This is a genomic window from Prosthecobacter sp. (assembly GCF_049294395.1).
In the GTDB taxonomy this organism is placed as follows: domain Bacteria; phylum Verrucomicrobiota; class Verrucomicrobiia; order Verrucomicrobiales; family Verrucomicrobiaceae; genus Prosthecobacter.
The window spans coordinates 47,140-61,147 of the sequence record NZ_JBAQCR010000122.1 but is presented as its reverse complement, the minus strand read 5'-3'; the positions used below and the strand labels follow the sequence as shown (position 1 = coordinate 61,147).

At 60.7% G+C, this 14,008-nt stretch carries 14 protein-coding genes; 7 read left to right on the top strand and 7 right to left on the bottom strand.

Annotated elements, in window-relative coordinates; all coding sequences use genetic code 11:
* Positions 1 to 6: 6 nt before the first annotated feature.
* The 3 genes from WAW39_RS07925 to WAW39_RS07915 are packed head-to-tail and all read left to right on the top strand — an operon-like array spanning position 7 to position 1,938.
* Complete coding sequence (locus WAW39_RS07925; RefSeq protein WP_422317537.1) at positions 7 to 1,305, top strand: PQQ-binding-like beta-propeller repeat protein; 1,299 nt, start codon at positions 7 to 9, stop codon at positions 1,303 to 1,305.
* A 49-nt stretch (positions 1,306 to 1,354) separates the two neighbouring features.
* On the top strand, positions 1,355 to 1,612 hold the full coding sequence (locus WAW39_RS07920) for a hypothetical protein (RefSeq protein ID WP_422317535.1): 258 nt from the start codon (positions 1,355 to 1,357) through the stop codon (positions 1,610 to 1,612).
* A complete protein-coding gene (locus WAW39_RS07915; protein WP_422317533.1) occupies positions 1,600 to 1,938 on the top strand; it encodes a type II toxin-antitoxin system RelE/ParE family toxin in 339 nt (112 codons plus the stop codon). Before WAW39_RS07920 ends, WAW39_RS07915 begins: the two co-directional genes overlap by 13 nt.
* A 6-nt stretch (positions 1,939 to 1,944) precedes the next feature.
* Here the strand turns inward: WAW39_RS07915 and WAW39_RS07910 are convergent, their stop codons facing one another.
* The 4 genes from WAW39_RS07910 to WAW39_RS07895 form a co-directional block, all read right to left on the bottom strand.
* Positions 1,945 to 3,090 (bottom strand): SGNH/GDSL hydrolase family protein, encoded by a 1,146-nt coding sequence (locus WAW39_RS07910; protein ID WP_422317531.1) that lies wholly within the window; start codon positions 3,088 to 3,090, stop codon positions 1,945 to 1,947.
* A gap of 90 nt (positions 3,091 to 3,180) precedes the next feature.
* On the bottom strand, positions 3,181 to 3,759 hold the full coding sequence (locus WAW39_RS07905; RefSeq protein WP_422317529.1) for a hypothetical protein: 579 nt from the start codon (positions 3,757 to 3,759) through the stop codon (positions 3,181 to 3,183).
* Positions 3,760 to 3,841: 82 nt separating this feature from the next.
* Positions 3,842 to 6,061: a DUF1549 and DUF1553 domain-containing protein gene (locus WAW39_RS07900; RefSeq protein WP_422317527.1), complete on the bottom strand. Its 2,220-nt coding sequence runs from the start codon at positions 6,059 to 6,061 to the stop codon at positions 3,842 to 3,844.
* A 70-nt stretch (positions 6,062 to 6,131) separates the two neighbouring features.
* Entirely contained in the window at positions 6,132 to 6,698 is a 567-nt protein-coding gene (locus WAW39_RS07895; protein ID WP_422317525.1) for a single-stranded DNA-binding protein, read from the bottom strand.
* Between the two features lie 87 nt (positions 6,699 to 6,785).
* Between WAW39_RS07895 and WAW39_RS07890 the strand changes: the two genes are divergently transcribed.
* Complete coding sequence (locus WAW39_RS07890) at positions 6,786 to 7,679, top strand: tyrosine recombinase (protein ID WP_422317523.1); 894 nt, start codon at positions 6,786 to 6,788, stop codon at positions 7,677 to 7,679.
* Here the strand turns inward: WAW39_RS07890 and WAW39_RS07885 are convergent.
* A complete protein-coding gene (locus WAW39_RS07885) occupies positions 7,664 to 8,566 on the bottom strand; it encodes a phosphatidylserine decarboxylase (RefSeq protein ID WP_422317521.1) in 903 nt (300 codons plus the stop codon). The two genes, WAW39_RS07890 and WAW39_RS07885, sit on opposite strands and share 16 nt — an antisense overlap.
* A 103-nt stretch (positions 8,567 to 8,669) precedes the next feature.
* On the opposite strand from WAW39_RS07885, the gene WAW39_RS07880 reads away from it, so the two are divergent.
* Positions 8,670 to 10,556, top strand: coding sequence for a hypothetical protein (locus tag WAW39_RS07880; protein ID WP_422317519.1), 1,887 nt, complete (start codon positions 8,670 to 8,672; stop codon positions 10,554 to 10,556).
* A 122-nt stretch (positions 10,557 to 10,678) separates the two neighbouring features.
* On the opposite strand, the gene folP is transcribed toward WAW39_RS07880, so the two are convergent.
* The gene (folP, locus tag WAW39_RS07875) at positions 10,679 to 11,500 is read right to left on the bottom strand and encodes a dihydropteroate synthase (RefSeq protein ID WP_422317517.1); all 822 of its coding nucleotides are present in this window, start codon (positions 11,498 to 11,500) and stop codon (positions 10,679 to 10,681) included.
* A gap of 23 nt (positions 11,501 to 11,523) precedes the next feature.
* Positions 11,524 to 12,336, bottom strand: a complete 813-nt coding sequence (locus WAW39_RS07870; RefSeq protein WP_422317515.1) for a histidinol-phosphatase HisJ family protein — start codon at positions 12,334 to 12,336, stop codon at positions 11,524 to 11,526.
* Between the two features lie 69 nt (positions 12,337 to 12,405).
* Here WAW39_RS07870 and WAW39_RS07865 point away from each other — a divergent pair, with 69 nt between their 5' ends.
* Together WAW39_RS07865 and WAW39_RS07860 are read left to right on the top strand one after the other, a co-directional pair.
* A complete protein-coding gene (locus tag WAW39_RS07865; RefSeq protein WP_422317513.1) occupies positions 12,406 to 13,059 on the top strand; it encodes an HAD family hydrolase in 654 nt (217 codons plus the stop codon).
* A gap of 58 nt (positions 13,060 to 13,117) precedes the next feature.
* Complete coding sequence (locus WAW39_RS07860; RefSeq protein WP_422317511.1) at positions 13,118 to 14,005, top strand: L,D-transpeptidase family protein; 888 nt, start codon at positions 13,118 to 13,120, stop codon at positions 14,003 to 14,005.
* The last annotated feature ends 3 nt before the right edge of the window (positions 14,006 to 14,008 follow it).

Here is a 14,008-nt window from a genome sequence, read left to right as displayed (position 1 = left end):
TCGCTCATGATTCACCGCATTCTACTCCCGCTCCTGATTCTCGCTTCCGCCTCCCACGCCGGCAACTGGCCCGAATGGCGCGGCCCTTCGGCCCAAGGTCACGCCATCGCCTCCGGCCTGCCGGAAACGTGGAGCGAGACGAGCAATGTCGCCTGGAAGACAGAGCTTCCGGGCCGTGGCCATTCAACACCCGTCATGTGGGGCGATCAGATCTGGCTCACCACCGCCCTCGAAAAAGCAGCCACTCCCGAGGAAGCCAAACGCCGCCTCGAATCCAACACCGGCGACCAGCCTCTCACCGTGCTGGGTTCCGTGAGCCTGCACGCCCTGTGTGTGGATCGTATCAGCGGCAAAGTCCTCCATGACATCGAGCTGCTCAATGTGAAGGACCCGCAGTGGGCGCATCAGCTCAACAGCTATGCCTCACCCTCACCCGTTCTGGCAGAGGGCCGTCTCTATGCACACTTCGGTTCCTTTGGCACCGTCGCCCTCGATACAAAAACCTTGAAGGTGCTGTGGAAAAACGAGGAACTCCACGTCATGCACGAAAACGGCCCCGGCTCCACCGCCGTGCTGCATGGAGACAGGCTGATCGCACATTTTGACGGCAGCGATCAGCAGTTCATCGCCGCCTTTGACACGAAGACCGGCAAGGTCGCATGGAAAACACCCCGCAGTGGCGACATGGATCCGCGCCCGCAGCAGCGCAAAGCCTACGGCACGCCGCTGGTCGTCACGATCAACGGCCAGCCGCAGGTTATCAGCTCCGCCGCCAACAACGTCTACGGCTACGATCCCGTCACGGGCCAGGAGCTTTGGAAGATCCACTACGGTGAACTCGGTTTCTCCATGTCCACCGTGCCCGTGGCCGACGATCAGCAGATCTATTTCAGCACCGCCTTCGGCAAATCGGCCGTCATCGCTCTCAAATACGCCGGTTTAAAAACGCCCGAAGTCGCCTGGCGCAACAACAAGAACGCTCCCAAGATGTGCTCGCCCGTGCTGCACAACGGTCTTCTCTTCTACGTCGATGACGGCGGCATCGTCAGCTGTGTAGACACGAAAACCGGCGAGGCCTTTTACCGCGAGCGCATCGGCGGCAAGTTCAGCGCCTCGCCCATGATCGCAGATGGCAAACTCTACTTCTGCAGCCGCGAAGGTGTCGTGACGATCATCAACGCCGCCAAGGAATTCAGAATCCTCGCCCAGAACACCCTCGACGGCCCGATCATGGCCAGCCCCATCGCCGATGGCAGCGCCCTGTTCATCCGCACGGACAAGGCGCTGTACAAGATCGGTAAGTGAGCGGTCATGCAGGGCTTGCGTTACGCCTGGTGGTGAATAGTTTTAAGGTATGACGACTGTTGCCCAGATTGAGGACGCAATTGCTGCTCTCCCAGCGGACGGCTTTTTGGAATTGCTGGACTGGATGGAACGTCGCCATGATGAGGTTCTTGGGGAGGACGGCTATGAGTCGCCAGAGCTCGAAGCAGCGATGCTCAAGGCATTGGATAGCCCGCGCTATCCGCTGGATGAAGCCTTTCTTGATTCAATCCGAAAAGGCAGACCTTCCAATAAAGCCGTCATGGAATCTGCACCATGCCAGGTCTGACAATTCAACGCACTGAAGACGCCTCACTTGATATACGTCTTCAGTCGGACTGGTATGATGTGCATGCGGGTGCAGACATCTCTGAAAGGTATCTGATGTCTTTGGTCGAAATTCTCAAAGACCTGGCTGCACAGCCGGATCTTGGTCGCGTCCGTAAGTTCCGAAATCGACGTCTTGCGCGGCTGCGGTCCTTCCAGATTCAAGGCTCATTTCACAAGCACCTCATTTTTTACCGCATCGAGGACGACATGCTTGTTGTCTTCCGCGTGCTGCAAGGCATGCATGACCTGCCCCGGCGATTGCTGGAACCGCCGGGGACCGAGTGAGGCGGGTTACTTCAGAGCCTTGCGCAGCACCGGCTCAAAGATTTCAGCCTGACGCAGGAATCCGAGGTCGGTGCCGTGGGAGGCATCGTTGGAGCCTTCGGCATCGGTGCCGTAGAGCGCATCACCGCTGATGTAGTGGAGGTTGGCGACTTTCTCTTTCTTGAGCTGCTCGTAGGCGGCTTTGAGGGCGGCGTGGTTGTCGTCATGGAACTTGGCCTTGGCAGGGGTGATCCAGGAGTTCGTGAAGCGGCGGTCTTCGACGAGGATGATCGGCGTGGTGGCATGCTTGGAGCGCAGCTGCTTCACCAGTGGCACGCATTTGGCCGTGACGTCGGCGGGTTGCATATTGGGCAGGCAGTCGATGACGATGACGGCAGGATCGAGTTCATTGATAAGATCGCCCACTGCGGCGTCCATGCGACCATTGCCGGAGAAGCCGATGTTGATGACAGGGCGGTCCAGATGACGACCCAGGATGGCGGTGTGAACCATGCCGGGACGCGAGGCATTGGCACCGTGGGTGATGGACGTGCCGTAGAAAACGATGGGCTTTTCACGCGGCTTCAATCCTTCAAACTTCGCGCCCGCAGGCACGCCGATTTCCAGTTTTTCAATACCGTTGTAGAGCGGCAGGTAGGCGGCGAATTCATGCTCGCCGGGGGCCAGGCCGCTGATCAGCACAGCTTCGACATGCTGCTTGTCAGGTTTCGGGCATGCCACCCAGCGCCATTTGCCCTCGGCATCACGCGCATAAAGATCGAGGCCGCTCACACCCGTGGCAGGCATGGCTGGCATGGCCAGATTTGCTTTGAGGAGATCGTAGCGGCAGTAAAGCGTGTTCGCGTTCGTCTTGAAGCGCACCATCATGCCTGCACTGTCGCGGCTGAGACCCCAAACCGCAGGTGTGACGGTTTTTTCCGCCTTCGCTGGCAGACGGTCAAACCAGCGCTTCCTCTCCTGATCTCCCCAGCCGCGTCCTTCCACACCCCAGCTCGTCACATCATGCCACTGCGCATCCGCAGGAATGGTCGGGCCTTTGGCTTTGGCCGCTGGCGCAGGTGCGGGCGCTTTGGGTGCGGGCGCTTTGGGTGCGGCAGTTTGGGCGAGCAGCGAAGTGCTGACTAGTAGGGAGAGGAGAATGGCTGGTTTCATGAGGCGCATCAGTACGTTGCGCAGCGGCTCGTTCTCACGTCAATCGCGAGACTCTGCTGGAACCAACAAATGCAAAATCCCCAGGCGCATCTAGCCGCGCACTTTGGCGAGCGCCTTTTTGGTGGCCTCGTAGGCGGTCTTTTCCCAAGTCGGGAGGGAGGCACGGGCGGTAGGGTTTTTCAGCGGAGGCACCGGCCCCGGTGCCATGGCAAGACTGCTGGCGATGGCCTTGCCGCTGCGCGCATGGGCCAGGAAACCGACGCTGACACTCTGCTGCTTGAAGTCAGGGGTGGCCCAGACGCGTATGACGGCCTTGAGATGATTGGCAGCGGCGAATTTTCGGACCTCGCTGCGCTGGTTCGCAATGTTCAGGCTCTTCGGGGTCTGCTTCATCTGGGCAAAGGGCACATAGCTGAAGGCACGGCTGTCATCCAACGCACGCTCCACTCCGCGACGCACCGCCTGATGCACACGCAGTTCCTCGGGGGTTTCAGATTTGAAATGGGTCAGCGGACGATCGCCCGGATGACTCCCGGTGGGCCCGATGCCGATGGCCCCCGTGCGCACATTTTGAAGACGGCCGAGATTGCCTTCCGTGCAGGAAGACAGAGCTGCTGCGGCGAGCAGACTGGCGAGGAGGAGGGCGACGCGTTGACGGATGAAAGACATGAGGCGTTATGCCACGAAGCCCCTGCTTTGTCATGCGGTAACGGTCCAGCTCAAGTCGTCATCCAGACACGAAGCGGCGTGCTCATCGGGCAAGCAAAAACTCCTTCGCATTCACCAGACTCCAGGTGATGTCCTCCAGCGCGAGTCGCCGGTCTTTGGCGGAGGCGAGAAGGGCTTCCATGACCTTGGCTTCGTCGGCGGTGGGGGCACGGGTCAGGAGGGCCCAGTAGAGATCGCGGGTGACGGCGCCGTTGTCGGGATTCTTGAGCAGCGAGCTGAGCCGGTTGTATTTCTGCGAGACGACGTTGCTGACGATGGGGCCGCTGATGAACTGGAAAATCTGACCGATGGAGGTGTCCGCAGCGCGTTCACATTCGCAGCTCAGCTCGCGTTTCGGGCGGCCAAATTGGGCGAGGAAGGCCTCTGGAGACGTGGGATTGGGACTCCCACGGCCATTGTCGGGGCCGGGAATCTGGCTGGCACGCGTGCCGCGGCCCCAGCCATTAAAATCCGGCGTGACACGCATCGAAGAGTAGAGCGAATCAATCAGCTGCTCGGCGCTGAGGCGGCGGGGCAGGTGGTGCGAGTAGTTGATGAGATCGACGGCGTTCGTCTCGTTCGGCGTGCTGTCCAGCTGGTAGGTGCGGCTCAGCATGATGGTGCGAATGAGGTGCCGCAGATCAAAACCGCTGCGGATGAAATCCTGGGCGAGTTCTTCGAGCAGCTGCGGATGGCTGGCGGGATTGGTGAGACGCATGTCATCCACGGGATCGACCAGACCACGACCCATGAGATGATACCAGATGCGGTTGGCCTGTGCTTTGGCAAACAGAGGATGCTGTGCGCTGGTGAGCCAGTTGGCCGCAGCCTGGAGTTCATCCTCCTTCTCGGCGAGCTTGGGCATGTCCGCACCTAGGAACCGGGCCTTGGCCTTGTCTCCGGTGCGCGGGTTTTCGATGTTCAGCTTGGCATTGAGAAAGACCACCTGCTCTCCGTTGAACTCATGTTTGTCGTTTTTATCACGAGGTTTGATGTCGCCGATGATCTTGTAGTCCACCTGCGCAAAGACGGCGGACCAGTTGTAGTAGTCGTCCTGCGTCCAGCGGTCAAAGGGGTGGTTGTGGCACTGCGCACACTGAAGGCGGGTGCCGAGAAACACCTGCGCCGCCGTGGTGGCACGCAGCTCCGGCGTACGGTTGGCTCGGTAAAAATTCGTCTCGGGCTCGTGATAGGTGCTGCCACGGGAGGCAAGCATGGCGCGCACCATTTCATTGATCGGGCGGTTTCGAGTGATGCCATCTCGAATCCAGTCGTGAAAGGCCTGCACCCCGGTTTTGTCCAGCGTGCGTGATTCGACCTTGAGGACATCGGACCACTTGAGCGTCCAGTAATCGGCGAACTCCGGCCGCACCATCAGGCGGTCAATCAAGCGCGCTCGCTTGTCGCGGTGCGTGTCGGCCTCAAAGGCGCGCGCTTCATCCGCAGGCGGGATCATGCCGCAAAGATCAAGCCAGGCACGGCGAATGAAGACCTCGTCACTGCATACCGCGCTGGGGTTCATGCGCAGGGTCTTGAGCTTGTTGAAGACGTGCGAGTCGATGTAGTTGTCACGGCGCGGCTTGCTCCACACAAAGGCCGGATTCGCTTTCACAAATGTCAGCCGCACGGGCACCGATTGATTCAGGAAGCGCACCAGCACTCCCGGTTCGCCAAACTGCAGGCGCTTCACCAGCCCGCTCTTGCTCACATCCACGAGTCCGTTTTGTAGCGGCTCATAGATCGCGCGGTCAGTGATGTCGCGCTGCGTGCCGTCAGCAAACGTTGCCCGCACGGTGATCTGCACCTTGTCCTGCGGCTCGTCCAAAACGAGCTCGGTGGGAGTGACAGCGAGCTTGGTCACTTTCGGTGCCGTGCTGTCATCACGCGGCAGACCCGCGGCGATCCAGCTCCGCAGCACCTGGTATTCCCAGGCCTTGGGATCGAGCTTCTTGCCGCCTTCGTGGGCGATCTGATTCGCACCTTTGACCAGGATCAGGCTGCGCTCCGGCGCGAAGACATCCACGCGGCGGCCTGAGGCGTCTCGGGCGAGCGCTTTGAAATCGAGATCAGGATCCTGTCCGCGCAGCGAAAGCTTGAAGCCGCCTTTGCCCGTCGCATTGCCATGGCAGGTGCCCAGATTGCAGCCCGCTTTGGAAATGGCGGCCATCACCTCATTGCGAAAGGACACAGTCTCGGCGGCAGACGCCGCCGACAAAGCGACGGCGCTGAGCGCAAAAACCAAGCTGGAGACAGAGCAATTCACAGGGCCGCAAATAACGGCTCAGGAGCAGGTTCTCTTCCAATCAAGCAGGGCAAAACGCCGGCTTCATTTCTCAAAACGGAATGTCGTCGTCTTCCATGCCGTCGGTGATCGGGCCTTCACCGAAGTCATCGTTCTGCGGCGGCGGAGCAGGGCGCTGGGCCGGGCGTTGCTGCTGGGCAGGTGCTGGGCGCTGGGCCGGACGGGCTGCGGGACGGTTGTAACCGCCGCCACCACCTCCTCCTCCGCCACCGGAGTAGCCACCTTCGTCATCGCCACCACCGCCGGCTGGAGCACGGTCACCACCAGGGCTGCCGAGGAATTGCATCTGCTCGCCCACGACGCGCATGCGGGTGCGCTTCTGGCCGGTTTGCTTGTCTTCCCAGGAATCCATCTGCAGGCGGCCTTCGATGAAGACCGGGCGGCCTTTCTTCAGATACTTGCCCGCCAGCTCGGCCATCTTGGCCCAGAGGACCACGTCCACAAAGGTGACTTCCTCCACCTTCTCACCACTGTCGGAGGTGTACACGCGGTTCACGGCGAGCCCGATGTCGCACACCGCGCTGCCTTTGGGCGTGTAGCGCACTTCGGGGTCGCGGGTCAGATTGCCGATGAGCATGACTTTGTTGTAGGAGGCCATAATGAGGCATCTTTGCCGCCCGCCGCGCCTGAGGGCAAGAATTTTGTCATTCTCGTGACGTGCAAATCCGTGCAACTCTAGACGCCGATGCTGGAACTTATCGATGGCTTCATCCTCCACCTGGCGACCGAGCGGGGTCTGTCCACGAACTATCAGCTCCTGGTCCGCCGGGTTCTGGAGGCGTTTGCCTCGTGGTTCAAGGCCAGGCACGACTCCGCCAGCGCGGCTGCCGTGACGACGGAGCACGTGAGCGGCTTTCTGGCCCAGAGAAAAAAAGACGGCATCGCGGCGTCCTCGGCCCGGGTCGAACTCATCGCCGTCAAAATCTTCTTCCGCTGGCTCACCGCGCGCAAACACATCCCCTCTGACCCTGCGGACCCGATTCTGCCTCCCCGCCAGGAAAAGCACCTGCCGGACTCCCTGAACGAGCAGGACGTGCGCAAGCTCGTCGAATCTGTGAACGGCACCGCCCCGTTGGACCGGCGGGATCGGGCCATCCTGGAGCTGTTTTATGCCAGCGGTGTGCGGTTGTCGGAGCTGGCCGATGCCCGGCTGGAAAACCTCAGCCTCGAAGAGGGCTGGATTCGCGTCACGGGGAAGGGCTCCAAGACCCGTCTCTCACCCGTGGGCGGTGCAGCGCGCGAGGCCATTGCTGCCTACGTGGAGCATGCACGCCCTGAGCTGGTGGGGCCAAAATCCCAGAGCCACATCTTCATCTCACGCAACGGCACTCGACTGACCACCGCACGCATCCAGCAGATCGTGAAGGAACGCGCCGCGCTCTGCGGCATGGATCCTGCCCGTGTGCATCCGCATCTGCTGCGCCACAGCTTTGCCACGCATTTGCTGAACAACGGTGCCGACCTGCGCGTGATCCAGGAAATGCTCGGCCATGCGGACATCTCCACCACGCAGATTTACACCCACGTGGATCAGGCACGGCTCAAGGACGTGCACCGGCGCTTTCACCCGCGGGCGTGAGCCACCACATCGCCCATGCGGGCATAGACTTCGCGCCCAGCTTGGCTGTGCTTGATCAAATCGTCCGAAAACTGGATTTTACCCGGCTCAAAGATCGTGATGAAGCAGGAGCCTCCGAAGCGGAAGTAGCCTTTTTCAGCCCCTTTTTCGACGGCGGCACCCGGCGTATAAGTTTGCACGATGGAGCCCACGCAGGTGGCGCCGACTTCCAGTAGCAGCACATCCCCGAGGGCGGGAGTCCGCAGCACCGTAATCTCCCGCTTGTTTTCCCAGTGGATGCTGGCCCGGCTGCGCAGGGCGATGGGACTCACCGAATACAGCGGGCCATTGATCAGGCGGGCGGCTCCAGGAGTGCCGGCGCAGGGAAAATGAAAGCGGTGGTAGTCCACCGGGCACAGGCGGGAAATCAGCATGCTGCCGCGGGCAAAGCGCTCGGAGAGCGCGGCATCGCGCAGCAGGGCAGGGAGGTCAAAGCGGGTGCCTTTGATGAAAAAATCGGTGCAATGGGCGATGTCTGGCAGCACAAAATGGCGGCCGTCCGCAGGGAAAGTGATGACATCGTCGCCCGGAGCAACCGGCCGTGCCTGCGGCTTGAGCTTGCGGTAAAAAAATTCGTTGAAAGTGCGGAATGACTCCGGGGCATCGGCGAATTCGCTGACGTCCAGCCCGTACGTGGCCAGGAAGGGGGCTATTTTTGCCCGGCTGGCCGGGGCGTCCATGCGGCTGCCGTACCAGCGGGAAAAAGCCGCCCGTTTGACCAGCGCATGCAGCGGCAGGGCGCCCAGCGGGCTTTCGTAGGTAAAGCGCAGAAAACCCTCCCCATACACCGCCTCCGTTTCGAGTTGGCCGGTGAGGCGATTGTAAAAAGTGATGGGTTCGGCTGGCATGGGACTTGTTCACATAATGCCATGCCAAGAAAACGCCACACGAACAAAACTGGCGACAAACACGATTCGAGGCATAGTCGCGGCCCCTTCCAGCCTGAAAAGTATGACCGAACCAGAAGCCAGCACCGACAACCAGACGCCAAAGCCAAGCGGCCTGGTTGACCTTTCCGATTTGAAACTGATGCCCGCGTGGGTCGGCGAATTCGGCAAAGAAGATAAAATCAAACAACGCTATGCCGATGCAGAAGACCGTCCGCAGCGCGGTGGTCGTGATGACCGCCGTGGCGGTGGTGGTGGATTTGGCGGTCGTGATGATCGCCGTGGCCCACCTCCGCGCCGTGATGGTCCTGGCGGCGCTGGTCCGCGTCCAGCAGGTACCGGTGGCGGATTCCGTCCCGGTGGTCAGGGCGGCCCGCCTCGTCGTGATGGTCCTGGTGATGATCGTCGTGGTCCACCGCGTCGTTTTGGTGATCGTGATCGCGCAGGCCCGCCACAGCGTGAGTGGGTCGAGATCCCGAAGGATGTGCAGGTTATCATTTTCCCAGAAGACAAGGCGGTGGATGCACTCGCCGCACACGTGCGCCAGACAGGCCACGCATTCAGCATGTTTGATGCCGCACGCCTCGTGCTCGCAGGTGGTGACCGCTTCATGGTGCGCTTCCGCTGCGCCGAAGAACGTCCCACTGGCTTCTACCATGTGCCTGCGGACGGCAGCCTCTTCCTCTCCCGTGATGAAGCTCTCAATCATGTGCTGCGCAGCGCCGCACTGGATGAGTTTTATCGTGTGGAAGAGATCGAACTCGAAGCGCCGAAGGGCGAGTTTGCCTCCGTGGCCGTCTGTGGCATGAGCGGCGAACTCATCGCTCCGCCGAGCCATCACAGCTATCAAACCGGTGTCCTCAGGCTGCACCGTGAGCGCTTCTCGAACATGCCGCTCGAAGATTTCAAACGCCGCATCCGTGTGGAGTCCAATCCGGAGCTCGTCGCGAAGTGGAAGGAAAACATGAGCAAGGGCCGCCGCTGGGTGTGCCTGAAGGGCGAAGTGCCCGAGGGCGGCGAGCCGCTCGCGCTCACTTCCCGTGCCGACATGGAGGCGCACTTCCGCCGCACCTTCGCCAACGATGCCGTCATCGAAGTCCGTGACGCCACCGTGCCGGGGAATATCGACAAGCAGAAGCTTGCTCATATTTTCTTCATCATGATGCGCCAGTCCGTGGATGCAGCGCGCAAGCACCTCTTTGAAATCTCGCAGAAGCTCGGTGCCGGTCTGGAACGCCGTGGCATGAAATTGTTCAAGCGTCGTGCCGGCAAGCAGTTCGTCTGCCGCGTGAAGCCTCGTGCGATCGAGCCCAGCATGGTCTTCTCAGACCGCCTCGCGCAGGTCGTGGAAAAGCTCAAGGCCAACAACGGCATGCCCATGCAGAAGCTGGTGGAGTCGATCGTTCCCTCCCCGGAAGCCCCCGAAGGCACCGCCCCGGATGCGCCGAAGCATCCCACGGAAGAGCAGATTGCCGTCATCAAGGACATCCGCTGGCTCGCGAATGAAGGCTACGTCATCGAATACAGCGACGGCATGGTCTTCCTCGGTGTGCAGGGGGAACCGGCCGCTGCAAAGAAGGAAGCTCCCGCTGCCAAGGCATCTGCGAAAGCCGTTGCTCCTGACGCAGAAGCTGCTGCAGAAACGACTGCTGAAGCAGAGCATGAAGCATCTGAACCCGCGCTGACAGAAGCCCCGGTCGAAGAGTCCATGGCTGAAGCAGAACTGGCAGAGCAGGCTGAAGCTGCCCTCGCGGGCTCCCCAGAGGAAGCACCTGCTGCAGCACCCGTTGAAGAAGCTCCTGCAGAGGAAACTTCCCAGCCTGCTGAACCAGAACTGACAGAAGCCCCGGTCGAAGAGTCCATGGCGGAAGCCGAGCTCGCAGAGCAGGCTGAAACCGCCCTGGCAGAATCTTCGGTGGAAGAGCCTGCCAAGGAAGAAGGCGCTGCCTGATTCCTCCATCGGCCAAGGTTCACGCGTGCTTGTAGGATGGGTGTGGCGACAGCCCGCCCGTCCAAGAGCGTGTGGAGAAGCTGTGTAGCTCGGCGCCTGCCAGAGCGCCAAGCACACCCTGCCTACGCACAGCGGCTGCTTTCAACTGCCCACAGCATCTTCACCGTCTGCACCGCAGCTTTGACGTGATGAACCCGGAAAATCTGCGCGCCACGCTGCATGCCTGCGGCGATGCAGGCCTGAGTGCCCGCATCGCGTTCCAGAGCTGGAATGCCAAGCACATCGCCGATGACCGTCTTGCGTGACACCGGCAGCAGGATGGGCCGCTCGAAGCGGTGGAGTCGCTTAAGCTCGCGATAGATCAAAAGATTGTCGTCCTTCTGTTTGGCAAAATCGATTCCGGGATCCAGCACGATGTTTTCACGCGGCAGTCCCACGCTCTCCGCCAGCACCAGACGCTGCTCAAAGAAGTGGTCCAGCGTGTCCATGATGCTGTCATACTTCACATGCGTGTGCGGCACCTTTGGCTGGCCGACGCTGTGCATGATGAGCAGCCCGGCGTTGTGCTCCGCACAGAGCTTGGCGTTGAACGCATCCGGCAGGCCGCTGATGTCATTGATGAGGTCGCCCCCATGCGGCAGCACTTCAGCGATGACGTCGCTGCGCCAGGTGTTGATGGAAAGCAGCGGCGCATGAAAGCGCGAACTGAGCTCCGGCCACTTTTCGAGGAAAGGCAGCAGCCGGTCGATCTCCTCGGACACGCTGATCGCCTCGCGGTTGGTCCGTGCGCTCTCCGCACCGATGTCGATGATGTCCGCACCATCCTGAAGCTGCTGCTTCGCCTGCGCCAGCGCCTGGCCCGGATCCAGCGTGCCGTCGCCGCAGAAGGAGTCATCATTGATGTTCACGATTCCCATCACCAGCGGGCGGCGGGGAAATTCCATGCGGTGCTGTCGTGCCTGCCAGATCATAACGGCCATGCCTCCGGCAGCGGGACCACTTTTCTCTGACGTTTCTCAAACCGCACGCTCGTCGTGTATCCGACGCTCCGCACCAGATCGAGCGCCTTGTTGAAATCCACGCCGACATCCGTGGGCAGATGTGCGTCTGAATTAATCACAATGGGCACCTTCGCTGCAAAAGCCATCTCCAGCATCTCGCGCGCGGGATAGATCTCGCGCACGTCCTTGCGCAGGCCGGCGGTGCTGACTTCGAGGATGCCGCTGGTATCCACAAGCGCCTGGATCACCGGCCCGTAATAAGGCCGCAGATCACCCTCAGGCCGCAGTCCGAAGCGTTTGGCCAGGTCGGGGTGCGCATGGAAATCGAACTGCTTGGTGCGGATCATCTGCTCATAGAGCTTCCAGTACATGCCCCACATGTGCTCGATGTCAGACGCCGTCTTCCACCGTGAGACATGCTTCGGATCATCCACGGCGATGCCGTCATGGATGTAATGCACACTGCCGATGAGGTAGTCCCAGTCGGCGATGCCCGCCGTCTCATCGATCCACTTCTGATACCCTTCGATGTGGTCGCATTCCAGCGCGAGCCGGATCGGGTACCCCGGCAGCGCCGCACGCGCCTCTTCCACCAGCTCAAAGTAGCGCGGCAGGTCGGAGCGCAGCATGCGCCAGTCGTCATACTTCTCCGGCATCGGGTTGTGGTCAGACAGGCCGATCTCCCCAAGGCCGATGCTCTGCGCATGCCGCGCGTAATCGACGGGATTTCCCTCGGCATGCAGGCAAAGCGGCGTGTGCGTGTGGTAATCAGTGAGCATTAGAGTTTTTCGCTGCATTGGGCGCTCTGGCAAGTTGATCGCAGCGACATTTCGCGGCATGAAGGATTCATGCCCACCCTCAAAGCCTTCATTTTCGACCTCGACGGCACCTTGATTGACTCGCTCGCAGACATTGCCGAATCGATCAACCGGATGCTGGATGCCCGAGGGTATCCGCGCTGCGAAAAAGAAGTGTTCAAGCAGATGGTGGGGGACGGCATGGAAAAGCTCGTCGAGCGCGCATTGCCCCAGGCGGTGCGGAGCGATGAGCTGATCAAAGTCTGCGTCGAGGAATATCGGGCGCAGTACGATCTGCTATGGCAGGCCCAGACCCGGCCCTATGAAGGCATCGTGGAGATGCTGGCAGAACTGCAGCGCCGTGGCCTGAAACTGGGCGTGATTTCGAACAAAGCGCATCGCTTCACCGTGCCAATGACCGAGCATTTCTTTGGCACGGGAGTGTTTGACCACATCCTGGGACAGCGCGCCGAAGTCCCGCGCAAGCCGGATGCCGCCGGTGCGCACGAGATGGCGTCCTTCCTTGGCTTGCAGACCAACGAAATGGCCTACGTCGGAGATTCCGGCATCGACATGCAGTTTGCGAAGAACAGCGGCATGCGCGCCGTGGGAGTGCGCTGGGGCTTTCGCAGCGAGGCAGAGCTGATCGAGTGTGGCGAGGACCTGCTCATTTCACGTCCTGCAGAATTGTTCGATCTTTCCTGAAAATATTGTTTCCGCTGGTACTTGAGCGCAGGAAGCAGTTCCCTTAGGGTGAAACATCGTGAAATTGAAAAACTCCCTTCCTCCGCTGCGCGCCACATGGGTGCTTGGCATGCTGCTGCTGGCTGCTTCCTGCCAGTCTTCCCGTAAAAAGCCCGCCCCCCCACCGGAACCGGTGAAAGCCGAATGGAAGTATCCGGGTGAATGGACCGGTGGCAGCAAGCCCATCACTAGCATGGTCATGAATGTGGATGTGCAACGTGTGACCCTGTACAACGGCAGGGACGTTGTTGGCTGGACTTATTGTGCCAGCGGTATCCCCACCTTCCCAACACCCACCGGCGAGTTCAAGATCTTGGAGAAAATTAAGGACAAGGTCTCGAATCTCTACGGCAAGGGCTTCGACAAGAACGGCAAGGTGGTGAACTCGGACTTCAAGCAGGGCCGGGATTTGCTGCCGGAGGGTGGCCACTTTGAAGCCGCCAAGATGACCTACTTCATGCGCCTCACCGGCGACGGTGTCGGCATGCACATCGGGCCGATTCCAAAGCCCGGACGCCGGGCCTCGCATGGTTGCATCCGCCTTCCTTCCAAGATGGCACCGATTCTGTTCGAACACACCGCGGTCGGCACACCAGTGACGATCACGGGCAACGGACCTGACTATCAGACCTATCTCAAACAATCCGCTGAAAAGGCGAAGGCAAATGCCGCAAAGCTCGCAGCTTCGAAGAAGAAAGCCGCTGAAGCCGCCGCCGCAGCTACGGCCGTCACGACGCTGGCTCCTGATGATCCCAATGGTCCCAAGGGTGGAGTGACACCACCTGCGGAAACGACGCCTCCTGGCACAACTCCTCCGCTTGGAGCCCCTCCCGGCACCCCCGCTCCACCACCGCTCGAAGTGAAACCTGCGGAACCGGCCAACCCAGCGCCGCCAGCGAACAACTAAGCG